Raw genomic sequence first — 23,055 nt, 5'->3', positions numbered from 1 at the left:
GAAGGACGGTGATCGACCGGGGTCGATCAGAAGTCCATGTCACCGCCCGGCATGCCGCCGCCGGCGGGCGCGGCGGCCTTCTCCGGCTTGTCGGCGATGACGGCCTCGGTGGTGAGGAAGAGCGCGGCGATGGAGGCCGCGTTCTGCAGCGCGGAGCGCGTGACCTTCGCCGGGTCGATGATGCCCTCGGCGATCATGTCGACGTACTCACCGGTCGCGGCGTTCAGGCCGTGGCCGACGGGGAGGTTGCGCACCTTCTCGACGATGACACCGCCCTCCAGGCCACCGTTGACGGCGATCTGCTTGAGCGGGGCCTCCAGGGCGAGCTTCACGGCGTTGGCGCCGGTCGCCTCGTCACCCGACAGCTCCAGCTTCTCGAAGACCGAGGAGGCCTGCAGCAGGGCCACGCCACCACCGGCGACGATGCCCTCCTCGACGGCCGCCTTCGCGTTGCGAACGGCGTCCTCGATGCGGTGCTTGCGCTCCTTGAGCTCGACCTCGGTCGCGGCACCGGCCTTGATGACGGCCACGCCGCCCGCGAGCTTCGCCAGGCGCTCCTGGAGCTTCTCGCGGTCGTAGTCCGAGTCGCTGTTCTCGATCTCGGCGCGGATCTGGTTGACCCGGCCCTGGACCTGCTCCGAGGAGCCGGACCCGTCGACGATCGTGGTCTCGTCCTTGGTGATGACGACCTTGCGGGCGCGGCCCAGCAGGTCGATCGTGGTGTTCTCCAGCTTGAGGCCGACCTCCTCGGAGATCACCTCGCCGCCGGTGAGGATGGCGATGTCGTTCAGCATCGCCTTGCGGCGGTCGCCGAAGCCCGGGGCCTTGACGGCGACGGACTTGAAGGTGCCACGGATCTTGTTGACGACCAGGGTCGACAGGGCCTCGCCCTCGACGTCCTCGGCGATGATCAGCAGCGGCTTGCCCGACTGCATGACCTTCTCCAGGAGCGGGAGCAGGTCCTTGACGTTCGCGATCTTGGAGTTCGCGATCAGGATGTACGGGTCGTCGAGGACGGCCTCCATACGCTCCATGTCGGTGGCGAAGTACGCCGAGATGTAGCCCTTGTCGAAGCGCATACCCTCGGTGAGCTCCAGCTCCAGACCGAAGGTCTGGGACTCCTCGACGGTGATGACGCCTTCCTTGCCGACCTTGTCCATGGCCTCGGCGATGAGCTCGCCGATCTGGGTGTCGGCGGCGGAGATGGAGGCCGTGGAAGCGATCTGCTCCTTGGTCTCGACATCCTTCGCCTGCTCCAGCAGGGCGCCGGAGACGGCCTCGACGGCCTTCTCGATGCCGCGCTTGAGGGCCATCGGGTTGGCACCGGCGGCGACGTTGCGCAGGCCCTCGCGTACGAGCGCCTGGGCGAGGACGGTCGCGGTGGTCGTACCGTCACCGGCGACGTCGTCCGTCTTCTTGGCGACTTCCTTGACCAGCTCGGCGCCGATCTTCTCGTACGGGTCCTCGAGCTCGATCTCCTTGGCGATGGACACACCATCGTTGGTGATCGTGGGGGCGCCCCACTTCTTCTCGAGGACGACGTTGCGGCCCTTGGGGCCGAGCGTCACCTTGACGGCGTCCGCGAGCTGGTTCATGCCGCGCTCGAGGCCGCGCCGTGCCTCCTCGTCGAACGCGATGATCTTGGCCATGTGAAGTGGTCCTCCCGGACAGGGGGTGGATTGCTCCGGACCGCGCTGGCGCCCGCGACGGACGGCCTGCCTGCCTCGTGGTTCCTTGCCCCACCCGGCCTGCGGGCCTCGCCGACCCGGTCCTCGTTGTCACTCTCACCTTCAGAGTGCTAACGCCAATGATTAGCACTCGCCCCCTGCGAGTGCAAGCGCCTCTCGATGATCCGCAGGTGAACGCGCCCCTCGCGCCCCGCGCGCGACCCCGGTGCGCACCCCTCCGGGACCGGTCCGGGGGCCTGCGCACACAAGAGGGCCCGCACCCCGGAGCGGGGTGCGAGCCCTCCTACGAAGAACGAAGAACGTCGCTGCGTTGAAACCCGGCGCGTACTTCAGCCGGCCGCGAGCCGGACCATGTCCGCCTGCGGCCCCTTCTGACCCTGCGAGATCTCGAACTCGACCCGCTGGCCCTCTTCCAGGGTGCGGTAGCCGTCCATCTGAATCGCGCTGTAGTGGACGAATACATCCGCACCACCGTCGACCGCGATGAAGCCGTACCCCTTCTCCGCGTTGAACCACTTGACGGTGCCCTGAGCCATGCCTAACTCCCCTATTACTGGCCCTTGCACAGATCCACACTTCGCGGATCCGGGTCAGACCTCACCCCCCAACGGTTGGGGGTGTGCGCCGGAACGCGTCGACCGCGGCCGAATGTATCTGTCCAACTGCCCTCTGCAACAGGTCAATCGGACGAGAAATCTGGACACGACCGGTCGGGAATGTACGAACAATTCGCCCGAATTCAGGGCAAGTCGGGCTCCACAAAAGGAGCGAAACACGCAAATACCCTGCACACTTTGGCTACTTCATATAGGGCGTGCGGCGGAATCACATATGCGTCCGGCATGGAATCACTACGGTGATCGGACCGGGTTCCCCAACTCTACAGTGCTCAACCATAGAGAATTGCCCCCTCCGCTTCTCTCACGGAGGGGGCAATTCGATGAACGCTCGGTAATCGAAGTTACCGACGGTTACTACCGACCGGTACGGACCGGGGGTCAGCCACCCGCGACGGCCGGAATGATCGACACGCCCGCGCCGTCCGGCGTCGCCGTCTCCAGCCCCTGCTCGAACCGGACGTCGTCGTCGTTCACGTACACGTTCACGAACCGCCGCAGCTTGCCCTGGTCGTCGAGAACCCGGGCGGCGATCCCGTTGTGGTTCTTCTCCAGGTCGGCGATGACCTCGGCGAGGGTGCCGCCCTCGGCACTGACCTCGGCCTGCCCGCCGGTGTAGGTGCGAAGGATGGTCGGAATGCGGACGTTGACGGACATGATGTGAAACCTCCGGGGAGTGCAGCGAACCTAAGGGGCGCGGGGAACTGCGCGACAAGCCCCCACTTACCCGCAGCAGAACGACTTGCTGACGGGTCCTGCTTACGCGAGACCGGCCTCGCGGAACGAATCAAGGCTGGGCCGGATGGTGGCGGTGAGCCCCGTCCCCGCCACCGCGTCCAGCGTCTTGAGACCGTCACCGGTGTTGAGCACGACCGTGGTGAGCGTCGGGTCGAGCAGCCCGTCCTCGATCAGCTTCTTCGTCACGCCGACGGTCACACCACCGGCGGTCTCGGCGAAGATCCCCTCGGTCCGCGCGAGCAGCTTGATCGCCTCGACGACCTGCTCGTCCGTCACGTCCTCCACGGCCCCCCCGGTCCGCCGCGCGATGTCGAGCACGTACGGCCCGTCCGCCGGGTTGCCGATCGCCAGCGACTTCGCGATGGTGTTCGGCTTCTGCGGCCGTACGACGTCGTGGCCCGCCTTGTACGCCACCGACACCGGCGAGCAGCCCTCGGCCTGCGCACCGAAGATCTTGTACGGCTTGTCCTCGACGAGCCCGAGCTTGATCAGCTCCTGCAGCCCCTTGTCGATCTTCGTGAGCTGCGACCCGGAGGCGATCGGCACGACCAGCTGATCCGGGAGCTTCCAGCCCAGCTGCTCGCAGATCTCGTACGCCAGGGTCTTGGAGCCCTCCGCGTAGTACGGCCGCAGGTTGACGTTCACGAAGCCCCAGCCCTCGCCGGCCGGGTCGCCGATCAGCTCGGAGCAGAAGCGGTTCACGTCGTCGTAGTTGCCCTCGATGCCGACCAGCTCGCCGCCGTAGACCGCGGCCATGACGACCTTGCCCTGCTCCAGGTCGTGCGGGATGAACACGCAGGACCGGAAGCCGGCGCGGGCGGCGGCGGCGCCGACGGCGCCGGCCAGGTTGCCCGTGGAGGAGCAGGACAGGGTGGTGAAGCCGAAGGCGCGGGCCGCCTCCAGCGCCTGGGCGACGACCCGGTCCTTGAAGGAGTGCGTGGGGTTGCCGGAGTCGTCCTTGACGAAGAGCTTGCCGGCGTCGACGCCGAGCGCGGCGGCCAGGTTGTCGGCCTGCACGAGCTGGGTCCAGCCGGGATTGATGTTCGGCTTGGTCGCCACGTCGGCCGGGACGGGCAGCAGGGGGGCGTACCGCCAGATGTTCGCGGGACCGGACTCGATCCGCTTGCGCAGCTCCTCCGTGTCGTAGGCGGAGTAGTCGTACGCGATCTCCAGCGGCCCGAAACACTCCTCGCAGGCGAAGACCGGCCCGAGGGGGACGCGGTGGCCGCACTCACGACAGCTCAGTGCGGCGGCGGGGCCGAGGTCTACTGTGGAGGGGGAGTCGGTGGTGCTTGCAACAGTCTGCGCAGCCATGGAGGCGAGGCCCTTTCTCCTCATCTTCCTCGCGGCGCACTTCGCCGCGAGACGGATTTGGCACCTTCCCGAGCCGGGAGCCTCACCACGACGACGTGGTCAGACCGGCTGGAGGGTTGCCGGGGCTTCATCGGGCCGTATCCCTCTGCCCCTCTGGATGAGCGGTATTTGGTTGTATGAGCCGACGGGCACCGACATGCGATGGTCACCAGCGTTGTCCAAGACTGTAACCGAAGGCCAGGACAGTTGAGAGAGCCGTCCGAACCGCGAGATGAACGCAGAGGAGCCGCGCACTGTGCTGAAGGAAGTCGAGCACTGGCTGAACACCCGCTCCTGGTCCACGGCCGACCGCCCGCTCCACAGGATCATGGCCGCGAAACGAGCGAGCGGCCAGTCGGTCAGCGTCGTCCTGCCCGCGCTGAACGAGGAGGAGACCGTCGGCGACATCGTCGCGATCATCCGCCACGACCTCATGCGGCAGGTCCCGCTCGTCGACGAGATCGTGGTCGTCGACTCCGGCTCCACCGACCGGACGTCGCAGGTCGCGGCGGCGGCCGGGGCGCGCGTCGTCCACCGCGACGACATCCTGCCCCGCGTCCCGGCCGTGCCCGGCAAGGGCGAGGTGCTGTGGCGCTCGCTGCTCGTCACCCGGGGCGACATCGTCTGTTTCATCGACGCCGACCTCCGGGAGTTCTCGTCCGACTTCGTCTCCGGGATCGTGGGCCCGCTGCTCACGGACCCCGGGGTCGACCTCGTCAAGGCGATGTACGACCGCCCCCTCGGCTCCGCCGCCGGCCAGGGCGGCCGTGTGACGGAACTCATGGCCCGCCCCCTGCTCAACATGCACTGGCCGCAGCTGGCCGGCTTCGTCCAGCCGCTCGGCGGCGAGTACGCGGCGCGGCGCTCGCTCCTGGAGCGGCTGCCGTTCCCCGTGGGCTACGGCATCGAGCTGGGCATGCTGGTCGACGCGCTGCACCTGGTCGGCCTCGACGCGCTCGCCCAGGTCGACGTGGGCGTCCGCAAGCACCGGCACCAGGACGGGGCGGCGCTGGGCCGCATGTCCGCGGCGATCTACCGCACGGCCCAGCTCCGGCTGGCCCGCGGGCATCTGATCCGGCCGGTCCTGACGCAGTTCGAACGGGGCCGGGAGGGTTTTGAGCCGCGCACCTATTCGGTGGACCTGGAGGAGCGGCCGCCGATGGTGGAGATCACGGAGTACGCGAAGCGGAGGGCGGCGTAGGGGGCGGGGGTGCGGGGCTTCTCGCGCCCCTGAAAGCCAACGGTCCTGCGGGCCTGAAATGCCCGGGGCGCAGCCCCGGGCATTTCAGGGGCGCGGGGAACTGCGCGACCAGCCCCCACCCACCCGCACCCGCCACACAACAGGCGCTCCACCCTCATGAGGCACTCCTGTATACGGCCGCACCCCACGTTTGACCGGCGGAGCCCTTGGCTAGGTTGAGCCGTATGGCATCAACGCACGGCGCGGCCCACGTACTCGTCGCGTCCAACCGGGGACCCGTCACCTACACGCTGGACGAGGAGACCGACACGCTCGCGGCGAAGCGCGGCGGCGGCGGTCTCGTGTCGGGCCTCTCCGCGATCGACCCGTCCTCCGGCGCCGTCTGGGTGTGCTCCGCCCTGGGCGACGGCGACCGCGAGGCCGTACGACGCGGTGTCTCCGAACCGGGCGTGCGCATGCTGGACATCCCCGCCGACGTGCACCACGACGCGTACAACGGCGTGGCCAACTCCACGCTGTGGTTCGTGCACCACATGCTCTACCAGACCCCCCTGGAACCGGCCTTCGACGCGGAGTTCCGACGGCAGTGGGCGGCGTACGAGACGTACAACCGCGCCTTCGCCGAGGCGCTCGCCGACGAGGCGGCGGACGGCGCGGCCGTGCTGGTGCAGGACTACCACCTGGTCCTGGTCCCCCGGATGCTGCGCGACCTCCGCCCCGACCTGCGGATCGGCCACTTCTCGCACACCCCGTGGGCACCCGTCGACTACTTCCGGATGCTTCCCGACGACATCGCCGCGCAGGTGCTCGACGGCATCCTCGGCGCCGACCGGGCCGCGTTCCTCACCCAGCGGTGGGCCGACGCGTTCACCGCGTGCTGCCGGGCCGTCCTGGGCCCGGAGAGCCTGTCCGGCACCCGGATCGGCGTGCACGGCCTGGGCGCCGACGCGGACTTCCTGCGCTCCCGCGCCCACCAGGAGGACGTCGACGACCGCATCGCCCTGCTGCGGGAGCAGATCGGTACGGCCCCGGAGGGCACCCCGCGCCGCACGATCGTCCGCGTGGACCGCACGGAGCTGTCGAAGAACATCGTGCGCGGCCTGCACGCCTACCGGCAGCTCCTCGACGACCGGCCGACCTGGCGCGAGCGCGTCGTGCACGTCGCCTTCGCGTACCCGTCGCGGCAGGACCTCGCGGTGTACCGGGACTACATGACCGAGGTCGAGCGGGTCGCGGACGACATCAACGAGCGGTACGGGACACCGGACTGGACCCCGGTCGTCCTCCACCTCAAGGACGACTTCGCCCGGTCCCTGGCGGCGTACCGCCTCGCGGACGTGGCCCTGGTGAACCCCATCCGCGACGGCATGAACCTCGTCGCCAAGGAGGTGCCGGTCGTCTCCGACGAGGGGTGTGTGCTGGTGCTGTCCCGGGAGGCCGGGGCCTTCGAGGAACTGGGCGACGACTCGGTGGTGGTGAACCCCTACGACGTGGCGGGTACGGCGGCCGCGCTGCACGAGGCGCTGAGCCTGTCGGCGGACGAGCGGGCGGAGCGGGGGAAGCGGCTGGTCGCGGCGGCCACCGCGTTGCCGCCGACGCAGTGGTTCCTGGACCAGTTGCGGGCGTTGGAGGAGGGCCGGTAGCCGGGGCCGCCGTTCAGGGCCCTCCGCGTCGGACGTGCGCGGCGACGGCCGCCAGGAGGTCGACGACTCCCTGCGGGCCGTCCACCACCAGGTCCGCCCGCTCGGACAGTTCGTTGACCTCCGCGCTGCCGCTGCAGACCAGGAGGCCGGGCGTGCCCTCGGTGCGGAGTTTCTCGACGGCGGCGAAGGCGGGGAGGTCGCCGAGGTCGTCACCGGCGTAGAGGACGGACGCGGCGCCGGTTTCCGCCAGGTACTCGCGCAGGGCGACGCCCTTGTCCATCCCCGGGGGCCGCAGTTCGAGGACCATACGGCCGGGTTCGACGATGAGGCCGTGGCGGGCGGCGAGGTCGGTGAGCGGGGCGCGCAGCGCGTCGAAGGCGGCCTGGGGGTCGGTGGCGCGGCGGGTGTGCACGGCGACCGCGCGGCCCTTCTCCTCGATCCAGGTGCCCTGCCGGGCGCCGACGCCGTCCAGGAGGCCGGGGAGTTCGGCGCGGACCGCCGCGACTCCGGGGTGCGGGGCGGGGGCGCTGACGGTGCCGGTGACGGCGTCCCAGCGTTCGGCGCCGTAGTGGCCGAGGACGACGAGGTGTTCCAGTCCGGGGACACCGGCGAAGCCGCCGTGGCGGACGGCGACGGCCGCCGGGCGGCCGGTCACCACGGCGACGGAGGCGACCTTCGGGGCGAGGGCGGCGAGGGCGGCGACCGCGTCGGGGTGGGCGCGGGCCTGCTCGGGGTCGGGGACGATCGGGGCGAGCGTGCCGTCGAAGTCGAGTGCGATCACCGTGCCGCCCGGGCGGCCGAGGATCGCGTCCAGCGCGTCCCGCCCGGCCTGGGTCACGGGGGTCGGCAAGGTGGCCTTGGGGTTCTCTGCGTCCTTGTGGCTGCCCATGGCGTCGACCCTATCCGTCATCGCTCGGCCCGGCGTCCCTCCCTGACTCTTCGCAGCCGGTTGACGGTGACCGGGTCGTGGGCGAGGGCGCGGGGGTCGTCGAGCAGCGCGTTGAGCAGCTGGTAGTACCGCACGGGGGCGAGGCCGAGCCGCTCCCGGATGACCCGCTCCTTGGCCCCGGGCCCGCCCCACCCCTGCCGCTCCACGGCAAGAATCGCCTGCTCCCGCGCGTCCAGCTCGTCCATACGACGACGGTAACGGAGGAGTGTGACAGCGCGAGGGGGTGGGGCGGGGTGGGGTGCGTTGTCGGGTGGGCCTGAAAAGCATGGGGCGCAGCCCCTGCTTTTCAGGGGCGCGGGGAACTGCGCGAGAAGCCCCACTCACCCGCACGCGACAACGCACCCGCCCCCGGCCAAGAGCCCCCCTCACTCCCCCCGCTCGGCAATGGTGGCCGTCTGCTGCAGCTCGGTAAGCACGGCCCCCGGCTTCGCATCGCGCCGCACCGCCCGCCCCACCTGCTCCTTGACCGCCGCGCTGACATCCGACCAGGACGTCTTGCCCACCGGATACAGCTCCGCGCTGGGCAGCGCGTCGAGGAACGGTCCGAGCGCGGCCTCGCCCTTGTCCCCGGCCATCTCCTGGGACGCGGACGCGGTCACCGGCAGCAGGTCGTACTCCCGGGAGAAGCCGAGCACGTTCTCGTCGCTGTAGACGAAGTCGAGGAAGTCACCGATCTCCTTCCCGTGGCCGTTCTGCTTGAAGGCCATCATCCAGTCGGCGACCCCCATGGTCGCGTGCTCCCGCTCGTCGCGCCCCGGCATGGCGGCCGTGCCGTACGCGACCCCCTTGTCGGCGGCCATCCGCATCAGGGTGGGGTGCCCGTTGAGCATGCCGACCTCGCCCCGCGCGAACGCCGCGAAGGCGTCGGCGCGGTTGAGTTCCCCGGGGGCGGTGGGCCCGGTGAGGCCCGGGTCGACGAGCCTGTCCTTGAGCCAGGTGAAGGTGCGGACGTTGTCCGGGGAGTCGATGCGGTAGGTGCCGACGTTGTCGGTGTAGCCGCCCCCGCCGCTGAGCAGCCACTGCATGGTCTCGGCCTGCGCCTCCTCTGACCCGAGCGGCAGCGCGTAGGGGGTGGTGACTCCGGCGCGGTCGAGGGCGGCGGCGTCGGCGGCCAGTTCGTCCCAGTCGCGCGGGGCGCGGTCGAGGCCCGCCTTCGCGAACAGCTTCTTGTTGTAGAAGAGGACGCGGGTGGAGGCCGCGAACGGCATGCCGTACGCGACCCGCCGTACCTTGCCCGCGTCGGCGAGCTGGGGCAGGAAGCCGGCCTGGACGGGGATGGAGAGCAGGTCGTCGACCTCGTAGAGCCGGCCGGCCGAGGCGTAGTCGGCATAGGTGCCGGCCTGCGCGAGATCGGGGGCCTCACCGGCGGCGACCATCTCCTTGATCCGGCGGTCGACGTCGTTCCAGGAGTAGACGCTGACGTCGACCTTCACGCCCGGCGTCTTCTTCTCGTACGCCTTCACGAGCGCGTCCCAGTACTTCTGGGAGCTGTTGGCCTTGGAGTCGCCGTAGTCGGCGGCGACCAGTCTCAGCGTGACGCCGGGGCCGTCGGCCGCGGAGCCGCCGCAGCCCGCGAGCGTCGCCGTCAGTCCCAGCGCGGTGAGCGCCGCCACGGCACCGTTCCTGACTCCGCCGTTTCCGGCTCCGCTGTTCCCGGCTCCGGTCCTCGTCCGCCTCTGTCGCTGCCGCTGTCGCACTCCCACTGCCCCAAACCTGTCGCATGAGCCCCGCGCACAACAGCCTGAATCACAGGCCCCGTACGGAAGGCCGTTGATCGCTCAACTTCCCAAACACTCCATAAGGTCTACACCACAAGGTCTACACCACGACTCGGTAAGTGGACTAGACCTCTCGCGGGTCAAAGGGCCACACTGTCCCCGTGAGACATGTCATCGCCCTCGATGTGGGCGGCACCGGGATGAAGGCCGCACTGGTCGGGGCCGGCCCCGTGCCCGGCGCACCCCCCGTGCTGCTGCACCAGACGCGGCGCGCCACCGGACGCGAGCGCGGGGCGGAGGCGGTGGTCGGCTCGATCCTCGACTTCGCCGCCGAACTGCGCGCCCACGGCGAGCGGCACTTCGGCGAACCCGCGGCCGCCGCCGGGGTCGCCGTGCCCGGCATCGTCGACTCCGGACGGGGCATCGCCGTCTACGCCGCCAACCTCGGCTGGCGCGACGTCCCGCTGCGCGCGCTCCTCGCCGAACGCCTCGGCGGCGTCCCGGTCGCCCTCGGCCACGACGTGCGCACCGGCGGGCTCGCGGAGGGGCGCGTGGGCGCGGGCCGGGGCGCGGACCGCTTTCTCTTCGTGGCGCTCGGCACCGGGATCGCCGGCGCGATCGGCGTCGACGGACGGGTGGAGGCCGGCGCCCACGGCTTCGCGGGCGAGATCGGCCACATCGTCGTACGCCCCGGGGGCACCCCGTGCCCGTGCGGGCAGCGCGGCTGTCTGGAACGGTTCGCCTCCGCGGCGGCCGTCAGCGAGGCATGGGCGGCGGCCTGCGGCGACCCCGGGGCCGACGCGGCGGACTGCGCCAAGGCCGTCGAGTCGGGCGACCCGCGCGCCGTCGCCGTCTGGGGGCACGCGGTCGACGCCCTCGCCGACGGTCTCGTCACCGCCCTCACCCTGCTCGACCCCCGCACCCTCATCATCGGCGGCGGTCTGGCGGAGGCCGGTGACACCCTGTTCGGCCCTCTCCGCACCGCGGTGGAGAGCCGGGTGACCTTCCAGAAGGTCCCCACCATCGTGCCCGCGGCCCTGGGCGACACCGCGGGCAGCCTGGGCGCGGGCCTGATGGCCTGGGACCTCCTCACCCCCACGACCCCCACGGCTCCCAAGGCCCCTTCGGAGGTAACCACCTGATGGCCCCCGCATTTTCCGACACCGGGTCCGACAGCAGCGCCCCGTCAGGGACCGCGCATCCTGCCACCGGTTCCGACAGCGCCCCGTCAGGGGCACGGGAAACCGCGCGACCAGCCCCCACGGGCCCGCAGTCGCCGCCCACAGCGCACCCCTATGTCCTGGAAGGCGCCAACGTCGTCCTCCCCACCGGCACGGTGAAGAACGGCCGTCTCACCATCGACGGGACCAAAATCTCCGACACCCCCCCGGAGAACGCCCACACCATCGACGTCCGCGGCCACTGGGTGGTCCCCGGCTTCGTCGACCTGCACAACCACGGCGGCGGCGGGGCCTCCTTCACCTCCGGCACCGTCGAGGACGTCCTGCGCGGCATCCGCACCCACCACCTGCACGGCACCACCACCCTCGTCGCCTCCACCGTCACCGGCGACATGGACGGCCTCGCCCACCGCGCCGGCCTGCTGTCCGAACTCGCCGAGCAGGGCGATCTCGCCGGCATCCACTTCGAGGGCCCCTTCATCTCCCCGTGCCGCAAGGGCGCGCACGCGGAGTCGCTCCTGCGCGACCCCGACCCCGCCGAGGTCCGCAAACTGATCGACGCGGCACGCGGCAGGGCGGTGATGGTCACGCTGGCCACCGAACTCCCCGGCGGCCTCGACTCGGTACGCCTCCTCGCCGAACTCGGCGTCATCGCGGCGATCGGACACACGGACGCCACGTACGAGCAGACGGTCCGGGCCATCGACGCGGGCGCGACCGTGGCGACGCACCTGTTCAACGCGATGCCCCCGCTCGGCCACCGCGAGCCCGGGCCGATCGCCGCGCTCCTGGAGGACGACCGGATCACGGTCGAGCTGATCAACGACGGCACCCATCTGCACCCGGCCTCCCTGCAGCTGGCGTTCCGTCACGCGGGCGCCGGCCGGGTCGCGTTCATCACCGACGCGATGGACGCCGCCGGCTTCGGCGACGGCCGCTACATGCTCGGCCCGCTGGAGGTCGAGGTCGCGGACGGTGTGGCCCGCCTGGTGGAGGGCGGCTCGATCGCGGGCTCCACCCTCACCCAGGACCGCGCCCTCAAACGTGCCGTCACCGTGGACCGCATCCCGGTCGAGGACGCCGTCGCCGCCCTGTCCGCCAACCCGGCCCGCCTGCTCGGCCTCTACGACCGCATCGGCTCCCTCGACCCGGGCAAGGACGCCGACCTCGTCCTCCTCGACGCGGACTTCGACCTCAAGGGCGTGCTGCGCAAGGGCGAGTGGGTGGTCGACCCGTTCGGCGACGGGCCGGCACGACCGGCCTGATCCGGCCGGCCGCCGGCTCCGGTGCGCGCCGGCGGAGACCAGGGGGTCTGGGCCGACCGCCGCGCGTTTGGCATGATCGAGCCTCCGCGCAGTCGCGGTCGAAGCCGCTGTCGAGCCCCAAGGGGTGAGCCCGGGTGATCCTCACGGTCACACTGAACACCGCTCTCGACATCACCTACCGCGTACGGGAACTCCGGCCGCACGCCACGCACCGGGTGACGGACGTGACCGAACGCCCCGGCGGCAAGGGCCTGAACGTGGCCCGCGTCCTGGCGGCGCTCGGCCACGAGGTGACGGTCACCGGCTTCGCCGGGGGTGCGACCGGCCGGGCCCTGCGGGACCGGCTCACGCACACACCGGGGGTGGTGGACGCGCTGCTCCCGGTGGAGGGCGCGACCCGCCGTACGGTCGCCGTGGCCGACGCGAGCGGTGACACGACCCAGCTCAACGAACCGGGCCCGCTCATCTCCCCCGCCGAGTGGTCCGCCTTCCAGGAGGCGTACGTCGAACTGTTGCGCTCGGCCTCGGTGGTGGCCCTGTGCGGCAGCCTGCCGCCGGGGGTGCCGGTGGGCGCGTACGCGGGTCTGATCCGCACGGCCAGGACCCACTCCGTGCCCGTCCTGCTGGACACCAGCGGCGAGCCCCTGCGCCGGGGGGTGGCGGCCCGCCCCGACCTGCTGAAGCCCAACGCCGAGGAACTGGCCGAACTCACCGGCTCACACGAGCCGTCCCGCGCGACCCGGGACGCCCGCCGCCGGGGCGCGCAGTCGGTCGTGGCCTCGCTGGGCCCCGAAGGTCTCCTCGCCCACACCCCCGAAGGCAGTTGGCGCGCCACCCCGCCCCGCCGCTTCCGCGGCAACCCGACCGGAGCGGGCGACGCGGCGGTGGCGGGCCTGCTCTCCGGCCTGACCGACCGCCTCCCCTGGCCCGACCGCCTGGCCCGGGCCGTGGCCCTGTCGGCGGCGACCGTACTCACCCCGGTGGCAGGCGAGTTCGACCGTCAGACGTACGAGGAACTGGTGGGGCGGGTGACGGTGACGGGGGAGGTCACGGCGGCGTGAGCGAAGGCTCTCAGCCTTCGGCTTCCTCGTTCTTGCCGGCCAGGTAGATCTGGTCGATGTTGACGTCACAGGAGTTGCCCTGCTCGCACGAGATCTTGATCTCGTTGGTGCCCTTGTTGAGCTGGACGGCCGACCAGCTGTACGTCCAGCCCTTCTCGTAGTCGCCCTCCGGGGCTTTCGAGAAGTTCTTGAGGTTGAGCGGGCGGCTCTGGACCTTGCCGTTGACCGTGAGCGTGGCGTTGGCATCCTTGCCGGGCACGCCGTAGATGACGTACAGCCGGTAGGAATCGGTCTTCGGGACGTCCTCCGCCTTCCACGTCACCGAGGAGCCCACGGAGTTGAAGTTCCCGACGTAGAAGCCCCCGTCCGACCTGGCGCCCGGCACGTCCGAGGCGATCGCCGCGTTGCCGCCGAGGAGGAGGGTCTTGGCCTCGGCCTTGGGGAGTTCGCCGGGCTCCGTCTTCTTCGACTTGCTGGGCGACGGGCTGGGGTCCTTGCTCTCCCCTGCGGTGGGGGTGGTGCCGGCGCCCGTGTCCTTGCCGGAGGCGTCGTCGCCCTCGTCGCCGCCGAGCATGACGACGCCGATACCGATCACGACCGCGGCCACGACGGCGATCGCGCCGATGAGGAGGCCCTTGGTGTTGGGGCCACGGCCGCGGCCGCCCCCGCCGTTGCCGTACGCCTGCTGCCGGGTCGTCGGGGCGCCGCCGGAGAAGCTCTCGGCGGTCTGGTGGTGCCCGTTCGGCCGGGCGGGCGGCTGCTGGCCGTACCCCTGCTGCGGGACCTGTCCGTACTGCGCGGTGGCGGCCTGCGGAGCCTGCTGGGTCTGCTGCCCGTACTGGCGTTCCCCGACCGGCCGCGTCCGGTTGACCGCGTTCGGGTAGCCGTAGCTCGCGCTGGGCGGCTGGGCTCCTCGGGCCTGCCCGTCCTCGTAGAGGTAGCCGAACGGGTCGTCGTCCTCGGGCGTGCTCGCGCCGTTGTTGCCGGGCGTCATCCCTAGGTCTCCTCAGCGGTGCGGTACTTACACGTACGGGTGGCGGATCATTGCTTCGGGGTGTAGGAGAGCGAGCCTACCCGCTCGCGGGGACCCAAACGGGTGACTCGGACCTCATCACCGGGCCCACCCACCGCCCACCGGCCGAATTCCCTCCGGCGCACGCCGCTGACCTGCACCGATACACGCATGTATGCAGCATCACTCCGGACGCTACCCGGCCCGCCTGTGCTGCCTGGGACGAGATCGTTTCTCGACGTACATCCGCTCGTCAGCTGATTTCAACACCTCGTCCGCCGTCATTCCGCAATGCGCCCATCCGATACCGAAACTGGCCCCCACGCGCATCGCGCGGCCGTCGACCCGGATCGGCTGGATGATCTCGTTGCGCAGGCGTACGGCGAGGTCCTGGGCGTCCGCGCGGCCGAGGCCGTCGGCGAGGACGACGAACTCGTCGCCGCCGAGCCGGGCCACCGTGTCGCCGTCGCGCACACCCCGGCTGAGCCGCCGGGCGACCTCGATGAGGACGGCGTCGCCCGCGTTGTGCCCGAACCGGTCGTTGATCGACTTGAACCCGTCGAGGTCGCAGAAGAGCACCGCGAGCCCCTTGGTCCCGTCGTCCCGCTCGTCCTCGGGCGCGACCGTGTGGACATGGTGGTCGAAGCTGTCGAAGGCGCCGCCGGCCCGGTGGAAGTCGAAGGCGTGCCCGTGGCGTCCGGCGGCCTCGTAGTCGTCGAACGAGGGGTGCGGCAGCCGCGCCGCGTGCTCGGCACCGCCGTGCTCCCCGAACTCCCCGTACCCGCCGCCGAATTCCCCCTGTTCACCGAAGTGTCCGAAGGCCGCGTTCATGGAGTCGGCCGCCGCACCGGCCGGGAGCGACTGGGGGCGCTGGCACAGGCGGGAGGACAGGCGCGAGCGCAGCTCCGCGGAGTTCGGCAGCCCGGTCAGGGCGTCGTGCGAGGCCCGGTGCGCGAGCTGCAGCTCACGCCGCTTGCGCTCCTCTATGTCCTCGACGTGCGTGAGCAGGAACCGGGGCCCGTCGGCGGCGTCCGCGACCACGCTGTTGCGCAGCGACACCCAGACGTACGTCCCGTCGCGCCGCCCGAGCCGCAGCTCCGCGCGCCCGCCCTCGGCGGAGGTCCGCAGGAGCGTGCCGATGTCCTCGGGGTGGACGAGGTCGGAGAAGGAGTAGCGCCGCATCGCGGAGGCGGGCCGCCCGAGCAGCCGGCAGAGCGCGTCGTTGGTCCGCAGGATCCGGCCGTGCTGGTCGCCGCCCATCTCGGCGATGGCCATACCGGAGGGGGCGTACTCGAAGGCCTGCCGGAAGGACTCCTCGCTGGCGCGCAGCGCCTGCTGCTCCCTTTCGAGCCTGACCAGTGCGCGTTGCATGTTGGCGCGCAGTCGGGCGTTGCTGATCGCGATGGCGGCCTGGAAGGCGTACATCTGGAGCGCTTCGCGGCCCCATGCGCCCGGTCGCCGACCGTTGCGCGGCCGGTCCACCGAGACGACACCGAGCAGTTCGCCGCAGGAGGCGCCGCCGGCGCCCGGGGTGTACATCGGGGCGAAGAGCCGGTCGGAGGGGTGCCATTCGTCCTCGAACCGGGGGGCGGGGCCGTCGGTGTACCACTGCGGTACGTCGTCCTCGTCGAGCACCCACCCCTCGGTGTGGGGTATGAACCGCAGGTCGCCCCACGCCTCGCCCATGCTCAGCCGGCGGTCCCAGGCTTCGCGGGAGCCGACGCGGCCGGTGATCAGGGCCTCGGCGGCGCTGTTCCCGGCTAGGGCGGCGACGACCAGGTCGCCGTCGGGGCGGACGAGGTTCACGCAGGCCAGTTCGTAGCCCAGGCCGTTGACCACGCCGTCGGCGACGGTCTGCAGCGTGTCGGCCAGGCTGCGCGCGGTGTTCATGTCCGCCATCACCTGGTGCAACTGCCGCAGCGTCGTCAGCCGGACGTAGGGCTCCGAGTCGGTTTCCATTCGCCCTCCCCCCGAGATCTCGTGGCAGCTCCAGGCTCCAGGTAACCTGCTTAACTCGCGGGCTTACTACCGCTTACAGTTCCCGCTTACAGCTTGCAGCGTCCCCGCCACTGAATCACAGCGCGAAGCCCACTCGGTACACAGGGTCAACAAAATATGGCTCCTGTGACTCAAGTCACAACAGAACATGAGCAATTGAGTGGAGTTTATGCGTTTCTCTCGTGCGCTTCCTGAACAGAATTCAGAACTCTGTGTAGGCGCTGTGCGCGGGCGCCGACCGGGGACGATCGCCGGCAGCGGGGCCGACCTGGGCTCCTAGCATGAGCCCATGGGCGACACCGTGGAGTACCTCCGCCTGACGGCGGACGAGTTGGAGCGGATCAAAAACGATCCCGACTGGGCGTGGAACCACATGGAGGACGTCCGCGAGGGCGAGGAGGCGTACGAGCCGGCGCCCCGCGACGCGCGCTACTACGCCATCGACTCCCGCAGACTCCAGGAGCTGCTGCTCCGGCGGGCCGGGTTCCCCGTGGACGTGATCAACGGCGAGCAGCCCGTCCGCTACCCCGACCCGTCCGCCGGGGACTACCACTACCTGACCCCCGGCCAGGTCGCCACGGCGGCGAACGCGCTGGCCGCCCTGGAGTGCGACCGGCTCGTCGCGCACACCGATCCCCGGGAACTGGTCGAGACGGGGTTCTACCCGGACGCGCCCACCGCGACGCTGTACCTCGACGCGGCACGGCACCACCACGCCGGACTGACGGAGTTCCTGGGCGCGACGGCCCGGGAGGGCCGAGCCGTCCTGGTCTGGCAGCTGTGACGACGGCCGAGAGTTCCGACGGCCGGGCCGGCGGGTGCGCTCGGCGGGGCCGGTGCGCTCGGCGGGGTCGGCGGATGTGCTCGGCCGGGTCGGCAGATGCACTCGGCCTGGTCGGCGAATGTACGCGGCCTGGTCGACGGATGTACGCGGCCTGGTCGACGGATGTACGCGGCCAGGTCGGCAGATGCGCTCGGCCAGGTCGGCAGATGCGCTCCGCGGAGCCGGCGGATGCGCTCAACCGGATCTGCGGATGTGCTCCGCGGGCGGTGCGAGGCCGTTCTCCCGTGTGGACGAGCCCTGGTCGGAGCGGCCCTAGGTCGCAGGGACGGGGAGGGATCGGGCGGGGGCCCGATGTGGCGGGCGACGGCCGCGGGCTAGCGTGCGGGCGTGCCGAAGAACTCGCTGTCAGCCCCTCCCCCGGCCGCGCCCACCCCCGACCCGGTTTCGCCCGCCGTCGCCCCCTCGGTCCATGCTGAGGGGGTGAGCGAAGACGAATTCCGCGCCGCGATGTCCCGGCTGGCGGCGGGTGTGGTCCTGGTGACCGCGCACGAGGCGGCGCTGGGCCCGGACGGGCCGCGCGGCGAGGACGTCGGGATGACGGCCACCTCCTTCATGTCCGTGTCCCTCGACCCGCCCCTCGTCATGGTCAGCCTGCGCGAGGGCTCCCGGATGGACGACCTCCTCGCCGAGCAGCCGCTGTGGGCGGTCTCCGTCCTGTCCGAGCACCAGCGCACCGCGGCGGCCCGCTTCGCCATGAAGAACCGCGTCAGCGACCGTCTGCTCTTCGAGGACCTCGCGCACACCCGGGGCGGGACCAGCGGCGCCCTCCTGATCGACGGTGCCCTGGCCACCCTGGAGTGCCGCACCGAGCAACGGGTGACCGCCGGCGACCACACCCTGGTCATCGGCCGGGTCCTCGCCGCGACGGCGGCGGGCACGACCACGGGCCCGCTCGGCTACTTCCGCGGCCGCTACCGGCAACTGGCCCCGTAGGACACGCCCCGCCGCGTACGGCTCAGCCCCAGTCCCGCCCCGACCGTCCCCGCTTGGTGTCGGACCGCTGCTTCTTCTCCCGCAGCCGCCGTTCGTTGATCCCTCTCGGGATACGGGTCGCCCGCCGCGGCTTGGGCGGCGGCGCGGTCGCCTCCGCGAGCAGCGCGGCCAGCCGTACGGCGGCGGTCTCCCGGTTGCGCCACTGGGAGCGGTGCTCGGAGGCCCGTACGCTGACGACCCCGTCGACGAGCCGGCCCGCGAGACGCTCCAGCGCACGCGCCTTCCACACCTCGGGCAGGGCCTCGGTGTTCGCCAGGTCGAAGCGCAGCTCGACCTGGGAGTCGCTGGTGTTGACGTGCTGACCGCCGGGGCCGGAGGAGCGCGAGAAACGCCACTGGAGCTCGGCCTCGGGGAGCGAGACGGAGCCACGGATGACGTGAGGACCGGACATGCCCCCATGGTCGCGCGGATGTCCGGTCCACGTCACGCCCTTTTCACCGGGCGCCGGAAGGGTGGGTAAAGAAAGTAAAAAGCGCTGGAACCTCTGGCGCCCCTCCCGACGTTCATAGGGGTACAGGTAGCTTCGTCCCCGGTACGAAGCCCGTAGAGGCACGCGAGTGCCCGCACGCAACGAGGGAAGGACTCCCAACCATGGCTGTAAGCCTGTCCAAGGGTGGCAACGTCTCGCTCACCAAGGAGGCTCCGGGCCTGACCGCCGTCACCGTGGGCCTCGGCTGGGACGTCCGCACCACCACCGGCACGGACTTCGACCTCGACGCCTCCGCGATCGCGGTCAACACGCAGGGCAAGGTCTACTCGGACGGACACTTCGTCTTCTTCAACAACAAGCAGACCCCGGACCAGACCATCGTCCACACCGGCGACAACCGCACGGGCGAGGGCGCCGGTGACGACGAGGCGATCAACGTCAACCTGGCGGGCCTCCCCGCCGACATCGACAAGATCGTCTTCCCGGTCTCCATCTACGACGCCGAGAACCGCTCGCAGAACTTCGGCCAGGTCCGCAACGCCTACATCCGCATCGTCAACCAGGCCGGCGGCGCCGAGATCGCCCGCTACGACCTCTCCGAGGACGCGGCCACCGAGACCGCCATGGTCTTCGGCGAGCTGTACCGCAACGGCGCCGAGTGGAAGTTCCGCGCGGTCGGCCAGGGTTACGCCTCGGGCCTCGTCGGCATCGCCCAGGACTTCGGCGTCAACGTCTGACGTCCGGCCCGACGCCCGGGGCACCACGACTCCCGGCGCACCGCACCACCGCACCACCGCACCACGCTGCCGAAGGCCCCGCCCCGACACCCCTGTCGCGGCGGGGCCTTCGGCCGTCCCGCCCACACCCGTGCCCGCCCCCGCACCCGTGCCCGCTCGCCTCGCCTAGGTCGCGCGACCCGGGTCACACCCGCCAGTCGGGGGTGTACTGGATGTGCAGCGAGGCGGGCACGCCCCGTCGGTTCTGCGGCCGCGACCAGGGCCCCGCCCCCAGCTCCACACAGAAGTGCCGGGCCTCCGGATGCCGGTGCCCGTACGACGGGGCCTCGTCGACGAGCCCGCGCAGGAGAGCGCCGCGCTCGCGGAACGCGGTGGGGCTGCCCACGACGAAGAGCGTGTGCGCGGCGATGTCGAAGGCGAGGTGGTCGCGGTAGGACCGGTGGTGCCACCGTTCGTACCGGACGGTGTCCGCCTCCGGGAAGTCCCCTTCCGGGGTGCCCGTCGTCTGCGGCCTGCCCGCGTCGAGCCGGGCGCGCACCTCTTTCCACGACGCCACCGGGAACCGCAGGCTGTGGTGGAGCAGCACCAGGTCCAGCAAGACGGGTTCACCCTCGCCGCCACCGTCGACGCCACCCTCGCCCCCGTCGACGCCATCGACGCCATCGACGCCATCGACGCCATCGGGAGCGCGCTGGGCGCGGAGCGGCAGATGGACCAGCGAGCGGGCGGACCGGGCGGCCAGCGCCCACAGCGCGACCAGTTGCTCCGCGCCGGCCCGGTCGGCGTACATCGACAGCCAGTGCCGGTCGTCGCGCAGCACCAGCCGCGCGGGGGACGGGGCGGGCCGGATCACCCGCACCTCGTCGCCGCCCAGCCGGGCCCTGTGCACCCGCACCCTCTGCTCCACGCGCTCCCCCCTCGCTCCTCGCTCCTCGCTCCCCGGGAGAAACTGTAGGCGGGCTCGCGTGCAGGGCCGCCCCGAGCCGAAGCCGGCTGTCGGACCCGGTCGATAGCGTGCGGGCATGCTGCTGCTCGCGCCCCTCCGTACCGCCGAGGACGGAACCGTCCCCGGCCCCCTCCTCGACGAACTCACGGCCCTGTACGCCTCCCAGCGCGACTTCTACGCGCTGAGCGGCGACTTCCCGGACGCGAACGACATCCGTCCCGAACAGGTGGCCGAGGCCCTGTCACTGGAGCTGGCCGACCCGGAGACGGAGATCCTGCTCGCCCGCACCGCCGGGGAGGGGCGGCTCGTCGGGGTCGCCCTCACCCTCGCCCGCCATCCCGATCCGGCCGACCCGGACCCGTGGATCGGGCTGCTGCTCGTCGACGCCACCGCGCAACGACGGGGGTACGGCAGCCGGTTGGCGCACCTCGTCGAGGAACGCTTCCGGCGGGCCGGGCGCAGCGCCGTACGGCTGGCGGTACTCGACAACAACCCCGGCGGCCTCGCGTTCTGGACGTCCCTCGGCTACGAGGTGATCGAGCGGCGCCGGGACCGGCAGCTGGGGCGCCCCTGCAGCGTGTTGCGCAGGACACTGCGCGCGCCGCGGCAGGCCGCGCGGGTCGCCGTACTCGATCCGGACGGAGCGGTCTTCCTGTTCCAGTACGACAACGAGGAGGTGGGCGTGCACTGGGCCCTGCCCGGCGGCGGTCTGGAGGCCGGTGAGACCCCGCGCGAGGGCGCCCGGCGGGAGCTGCGCGAGGAGACGGGCTGGACGGACGTGGAACCGGGCGCCTTCCTCCACACCTGGACCCATGACTTCACCCGCGCAGGCGTCCCCGTCCGCCAGCACGACCACCTGTACGCCGCCCGGGGCCCCCGCCGCGAGCCGGTGGGCGGCCACCTCGCCACGGCGCGCGCGGCGGAGGGCATCCTGGCCTGGCGCTGGTGGAGCCGACGGGAACTCTCCGCAGCGACGGAGTCCGTGTGGCCGCCCGAACTGCCCCGGCTGCTCACGGAGTTCGAGGAGTCGGAGGCCCCCTCGGAGCACGGGACCGGCCGTCCCTGACGCCCTTTCTCCTGGTCTTCTGGTCCCCTCGTCTCCTCGTCTCCTCGTCTCCTCGTCTCCTCGTCTCCTCGTCTCCTCGTCTCCTCGTCTCCTCGTCTCCTCAGGGCTTCGGCGGCCTGCCCTCCCCGTACAGCCAGTCCTCCCAGACCGGGGTCAGGTCCGCGTCCGGAGCCGCCTTCGCCGCGTACTTCTCCACGTACGCCGTGAAGTCGGCCGTGTCCGCGTTGCCGTGGCGGTGGGCGGTCGCCCAGCCGCGGATCAGCCCGAAGAAGGCGTCGTCGCCGACGGCCTCGCGGATCTTGTGCAGGACCATGGCTCCGCGTTCGTACACGGGGCTGTCGGAGATGTGCGCGGCGCTCGGCGGCTTCGCGGGCGGGAAGTCCCAGACGGCCTCGTTCGCCTCGGCGTCCCGGAAGTGGTCGCCCACGTACAGCGCGTCGAAGGTCTCCTGGGCGGTGTCACCGCCGTGGTCCTCCGCCCACAGCCACTCGGCGTAGGTGGCGAACCCCTCGTTCAGCCACATGTCCCGCCAGCTTCTGGGGGTGACGGAGTCGCCGTACCACTGGTGGGCCAGTTCGTGGACGAGGAGGGAGAGGTCGGGGGCGCCGGGGAAGACGGGCCGGTTCTGGGTCTCCAGCGCGTACGCCACGTCCTGCGGCCGTTCGACGATCGCGCCGGTGGAGGAGAAGGGGTACGGGCCGAAGTTCCCCTCCGCCCACGCGACGACCTCCGGGATGCGGCCCAGGACCGCACGGCTGTCCCCGGCCTGCGTGGGATCGACGGCCACGTACACCGGCAGCCGGCCTGTCCCGCTGCCCCCGCCCACCGTCGAGCGGTCGATCTCGTACCGCCCGACCTCGTACCGCCCGATCGCGAGCGTGGCCACATAGCTCGCCATCGGCTCGGCGACGCGCCAGGAGTACGTCGTACGCCCGCCGTCGCCGCTCTCGCTCGTCAACTCCCCGTTGGAGACGGCCCGCAGGCCCTCGGGGACGGTGACCGTGATGGCGTAGGACGCCTTGTCGGAGGGGTGGTGGTTGCCGGGGAACCAGGTCATCGAGCCCGTCGGTTCGCCGAGGGCGAGGGCGCCGTCGGCGGTCGGCAGCCAGCCCTCCCGGGAGCCGTCCGGGTCGGTGATCGTCTCCGGCGTGCCCGAGTAGCGCACCGTCGTACGGAACGTCCGCCCCTCGTCGAGCCCCCGCTCGGGGGTGACGGTCAGCTCCTGCCCCGCCCGCTTCCACCGCGCCGCCGCGCCCTCGACGGCGACGGACGCGACGTCCATGCCCCGGAGGTCGAGGTTGAAGGAGGAGAGGTCCCGCGTCGCCCGCGCGGTGACGACGGCGGTGGCCCGCAGGGGGGCCGGCGCGTCGGGGTCGTAGCCGAGGGTGAGGGCGTAGTGGGTGACGTCGTACCCGCCGTTGCCGAGCCCGGGGAAGTACGGGTCCCGGAGGCCGGCGGAGCCCTTGGTCCTGTCGGCGGCCCCACCGCTGTCGGCGCACGACGTGAGCGTGAGCGTGAGGGCGAGTGCGAGTGCGACGGCGAGCAGGGCGGACGGGACAACCGGTGCGGATCGGGACACGTCGGGGATCCTATGAGGACATGACACCATCGCCTA

Annotated in this window: 21 protein-coding genes and 1 riboswitch; of the genes, 9 read left to right on the top strand and 12 right to left on the bottom strand. The window is 71.5% G+C overall.

What is annotated here, in order from left to right; translation table 11 throughout:
• Nucleotides 1-26: 26 nt before the first annotated feature.
• The 4 genes from groL to thrC all read right to left on the bottom strand — a co-directional run bounded on the left by groL (nt 27) and on the right by thrC (nt 4,357).
• Complete coding sequence (groL, locus tag PYR72_RS27025) at nt 27-1,649, bottom strand: chaperonin GroEL (protein ID WP_275457710.1); 1,623 nt, start codon at nt 1,647-1,649, stop codon at nt 27-29.
• A gap of 368 nt (nt 1,650-2,017) precedes the next feature.
• Entirely contained in the window at nt 2,018-2,224 is a 207-nt protein-coding gene (locus tag PYR72_RS27020; RefSeq protein WP_005486335.1) for a cold-shock protein, read from the bottom strand.
• A gap of 462 nt (nt 2,225-2,686) precedes the next feature.
• Nucleotides 2,687-2,962: a MoaD/ThiS family protein gene (locus PYR72_RS27015; protein WP_275457709.1), complete on the bottom strand. Its 276-nt coding sequence runs from the start codon at nt 2,960-2,962 to the stop codon at nt 2,687-2,689.
• A 102-nt stretch (nt 2,963-3,064) separates the two neighbouring features.
• Nucleotides 3,065-4,357 (bottom strand): threonine synthase, encoded by a 1,293-nt coding sequence (gene thrC, locus PYR72_RS27010; protein WP_275457708.1) that lies wholly within the window; start codon nt 4,355-4,357, stop codon nt 3,065-3,067.
• 17 nt (nt 4,358-4,374) lie between these two features.
• Nucleotides 4,375-4,521: riboswitch (SAM riboswitch) on the bottom strand.
• Nucleotides 4,522-4,652: 131 nt separating this feature from the next.
• On the opposite strand from thrC, the gene PYR72_RS27005 reads away from it, so the two are divergent.
• Together PYR72_RS27005 and PYR72_RS27000 are read left to right on the top strand one after the other, a co-directional pair.
• The gene (locus PYR72_RS27005; protein WP_275457707.1) at nt 4,653-5,597 is read left to right on the top strand and encodes a glucosyl-3-phosphoglycerate synthase; all 945 of its coding nucleotides are present in this window, start codon (nt 4,653-4,655) and stop codon (nt 5,595-5,597) included.
• 224 nt (nt 5,598-5,821) lie between these two features.
• Nucleotides 5,822-7,240, top strand: coding sequence for a trehalose-6-phosphate synthase (locus PYR72_RS27000; RefSeq protein WP_275457706.1), 1,419 nt, complete (start codon nt 5,822-5,824; stop codon nt 7,238-7,240).
• Between the two features lie 13 nt (nt 7,241-7,253).
• Here the strand turns inward: PYR72_RS27000 and otsB are convergent, their stop codons facing one another.
• From otsB to PYR72_RS26985, 3 genes are all read right to left on the bottom strand, one after another.
• Nucleotides 7,254-8,129 carry a trehalose-phosphatase gene (otsB, locus tag PYR72_RS26995; RefSeq protein WP_275457705.1) on the bottom strand — a complete coding sequence of 292 codons (876 nt, stop codon included), beginning with the start codon at nt 8,127-8,129 and terminating at the stop codon, nt 7,254-7,256.
• Between the two features lie 17 nt (nt 8,130-8,146).
• The gene (locus PYR72_RS26990) at nt 8,147-8,374 is read right to left on the bottom strand and encodes a DUF3263 domain-containing protein (RefSeq protein WP_059080344.1); all 228 of its coding nucleotides are present in this window, start codon (nt 8,372-8,374) and stop codon (nt 8,147-8,149) included.
• Nucleotides 8,375-8,554: 180 nt separating this feature from the next.
• The gene (locus tag PYR72_RS26985) at nt 8,555-9,802 is read right to left on the bottom strand and encodes an extracellular solute-binding protein (RefSeq protein ID WP_275457704.1); all 1,248 of its coding nucleotides are present in this window, start codon (nt 9,800-9,802) and stop codon (nt 8,555-8,557) included.
• 266 nt (nt 9,803-10,068) lie between these two features.
• On the opposite strand from PYR72_RS26985, the gene PYR72_RS26980 reads away from it, so the two are divergent.
• The 3 genes from PYR72_RS26980 to PYR72_RS26970 all read left to right on the top strand — a co-directional run bounded on the left by PYR72_RS26980 (nt 10,069) and on the right by PYR72_RS26970 (nt 13,414).
• On the top strand, nt 10,069-11,049 hold the full coding sequence (locus PYR72_RS26980) for an ROK family protein (protein WP_275457703.1): 981 nt from the start codon (nt 10,069-10,071) through the stop codon (nt 11,047-11,049).
• Nucleotides 11,049-12,353, top strand: a complete 1,305-nt coding sequence (gene nagA, locus PYR72_RS26975; RefSeq protein WP_275457702.1) for an N-acetylglucosamine-6-phosphate deacetylase — start codon at nt 11,049-11,051, stop codon at nt 12,351-12,353. The genes PYR72_RS26980 and nagA overlap by 1 nt, the downstream gene beginning before the upstream one ends.
• 134 nt (nt 12,354-12,487) lie before the next feature.
• Complete coding sequence (locus tag PYR72_RS26970) at nt 12,488-13,414, top strand: 1-phosphofructokinase family hexose kinase (protein WP_275457701.1); 927 nt, start codon at nt 12,488-12,490, stop codon at nt 13,412-13,414.
• A 10-nt stretch (nt 13,415-13,424) separates the two neighbouring features.
• Here the strand turns inward: PYR72_RS26970 and PYR72_RS26965 are convergent, their stop codons facing one another.
• Nucleotides 13,425-14,408: a carbohydrate-binding protein gene (locus tag PYR72_RS26965; RefSeq protein WP_275457700.1), complete on the bottom strand. Its 984-nt coding sequence runs from the start codon at nt 14,406-14,408 to the stop codon at nt 13,425-13,427.
• A 213-nt stretch (nt 14,409-14,621) separates the two neighbouring features.
• Nucleotides 14,622-16,385 carry a diguanylate cyclase CdgB gene (gene cdgB, locus PYR72_RS26960; RefSeq protein ID WP_275457699.1) on the bottom strand — a complete coding sequence of 588 codons (1,764 nt, stop codon included), beginning with the start codon at nt 16,383-16,385 and terminating at the stop codon, nt 14,622-14,624.
• Between the two features lie 328 nt (nt 16,386-16,713).
• Between cdgB and PYR72_RS26955 the strand changes: the two genes are divergently transcribed.
• Entirely contained in the window at nt 16,714-17,208 is a 495-nt protein-coding gene (locus tag PYR72_RS26955) for a DUF1877 family protein (protein WP_275457698.1), read from the top strand.
• Between the two features lie 480 nt (nt 17,209-17,688).
• On the top strand, nt 17,689-18,201 hold the full coding sequence (locus tag PYR72_RS26950; RefSeq protein ID WP_275457697.1) for a flavin reductase family protein: 513 nt from the start codon (nt 17,689-17,691) through the stop codon (nt 18,199-18,201).
• Nucleotides 18,202-18,223: 22 nt separating this feature from the next.
• Here PYR72_RS26950 and arfB read toward each other — a convergent pair whose 3' ends face one another.
• Nucleotides 18,224-18,652 carry an alternative ribosome rescue aminoacyl-tRNA hydrolase ArfB gene (gene arfB / locus PYR72_RS26945; protein WP_059080336.1) on the bottom strand — a complete coding sequence of 143 codons (429 nt, stop codon included), beginning with the start codon at nt 18,650-18,652 and terminating at the stop codon, nt 18,224-18,226.
• 200 nt (nt 18,653-18,852) lie between these two features.
• Between arfB and PYR72_RS26940 the strand changes: the two genes are divergently transcribed.
• Entirely contained in the window at nt 18,853-19,428 is a 576-nt protein-coding gene (locus tag PYR72_RS26940; RefSeq protein WP_230221891.1) for a TerD family protein, read from the top strand.
• Between the two features lie 184 nt (nt 19,429-19,612).
• Here PYR72_RS26940 and PYR72_RS26935 read toward each other — a convergent pair whose 3' ends face one another.
• A complete protein-coding gene (locus tag PYR72_RS26935) occupies nt 19,613-20,335 on the bottom strand; it encodes a hypothetical protein (protein WP_275457696.1) in 723 nt (240 codons plus the stop codon).
• 115 nt (nt 20,336-20,450) lie between these two features.
• On the opposite strand from PYR72_RS26935, the gene PYR72_RS26930 reads away from it, so the two are divergent.
• Nucleotides 20,451-21,440, top strand: coding sequence for a bifunctional GNAT family N-acetyltransferase/NUDIX hydrolase (locus tag PYR72_RS26930; protein WP_275457695.1), 990 nt, complete (start codon nt 20,451-20,453; stop codon nt 21,438-21,440).
• Between the two features lie 100 nt (nt 21,441-21,540).
• On the opposite strand, the gene PYR72_RS26925 is transcribed toward PYR72_RS26930, so the two are convergent.
• Nucleotides 21,541-23,049, bottom strand: coding sequence for a M1 family metallopeptidase (locus PYR72_RS26925; protein ID WP_275457694.1), 1,509 nt, complete (start codon nt 23,047-23,049; stop codon nt 21,541-21,543).
• Nucleotides 23,050-23,055 lie beyond the last annotated feature (6 nt).

Origin of the sequence: Streptomyces sp. VNUA24 (assembly GCF_029167005.1) — a bacterium.
In the GTDB taxonomy this organism is placed as follows: Bacteria; Actinomycetota; Actinomycetes; order Streptomycetales; family Streptomycetaceae; genus Streptomyces; species Streptomyces scabiei.
This window is presented reverse-complemented; position numbering and strand designations above follow the sequence as displayed.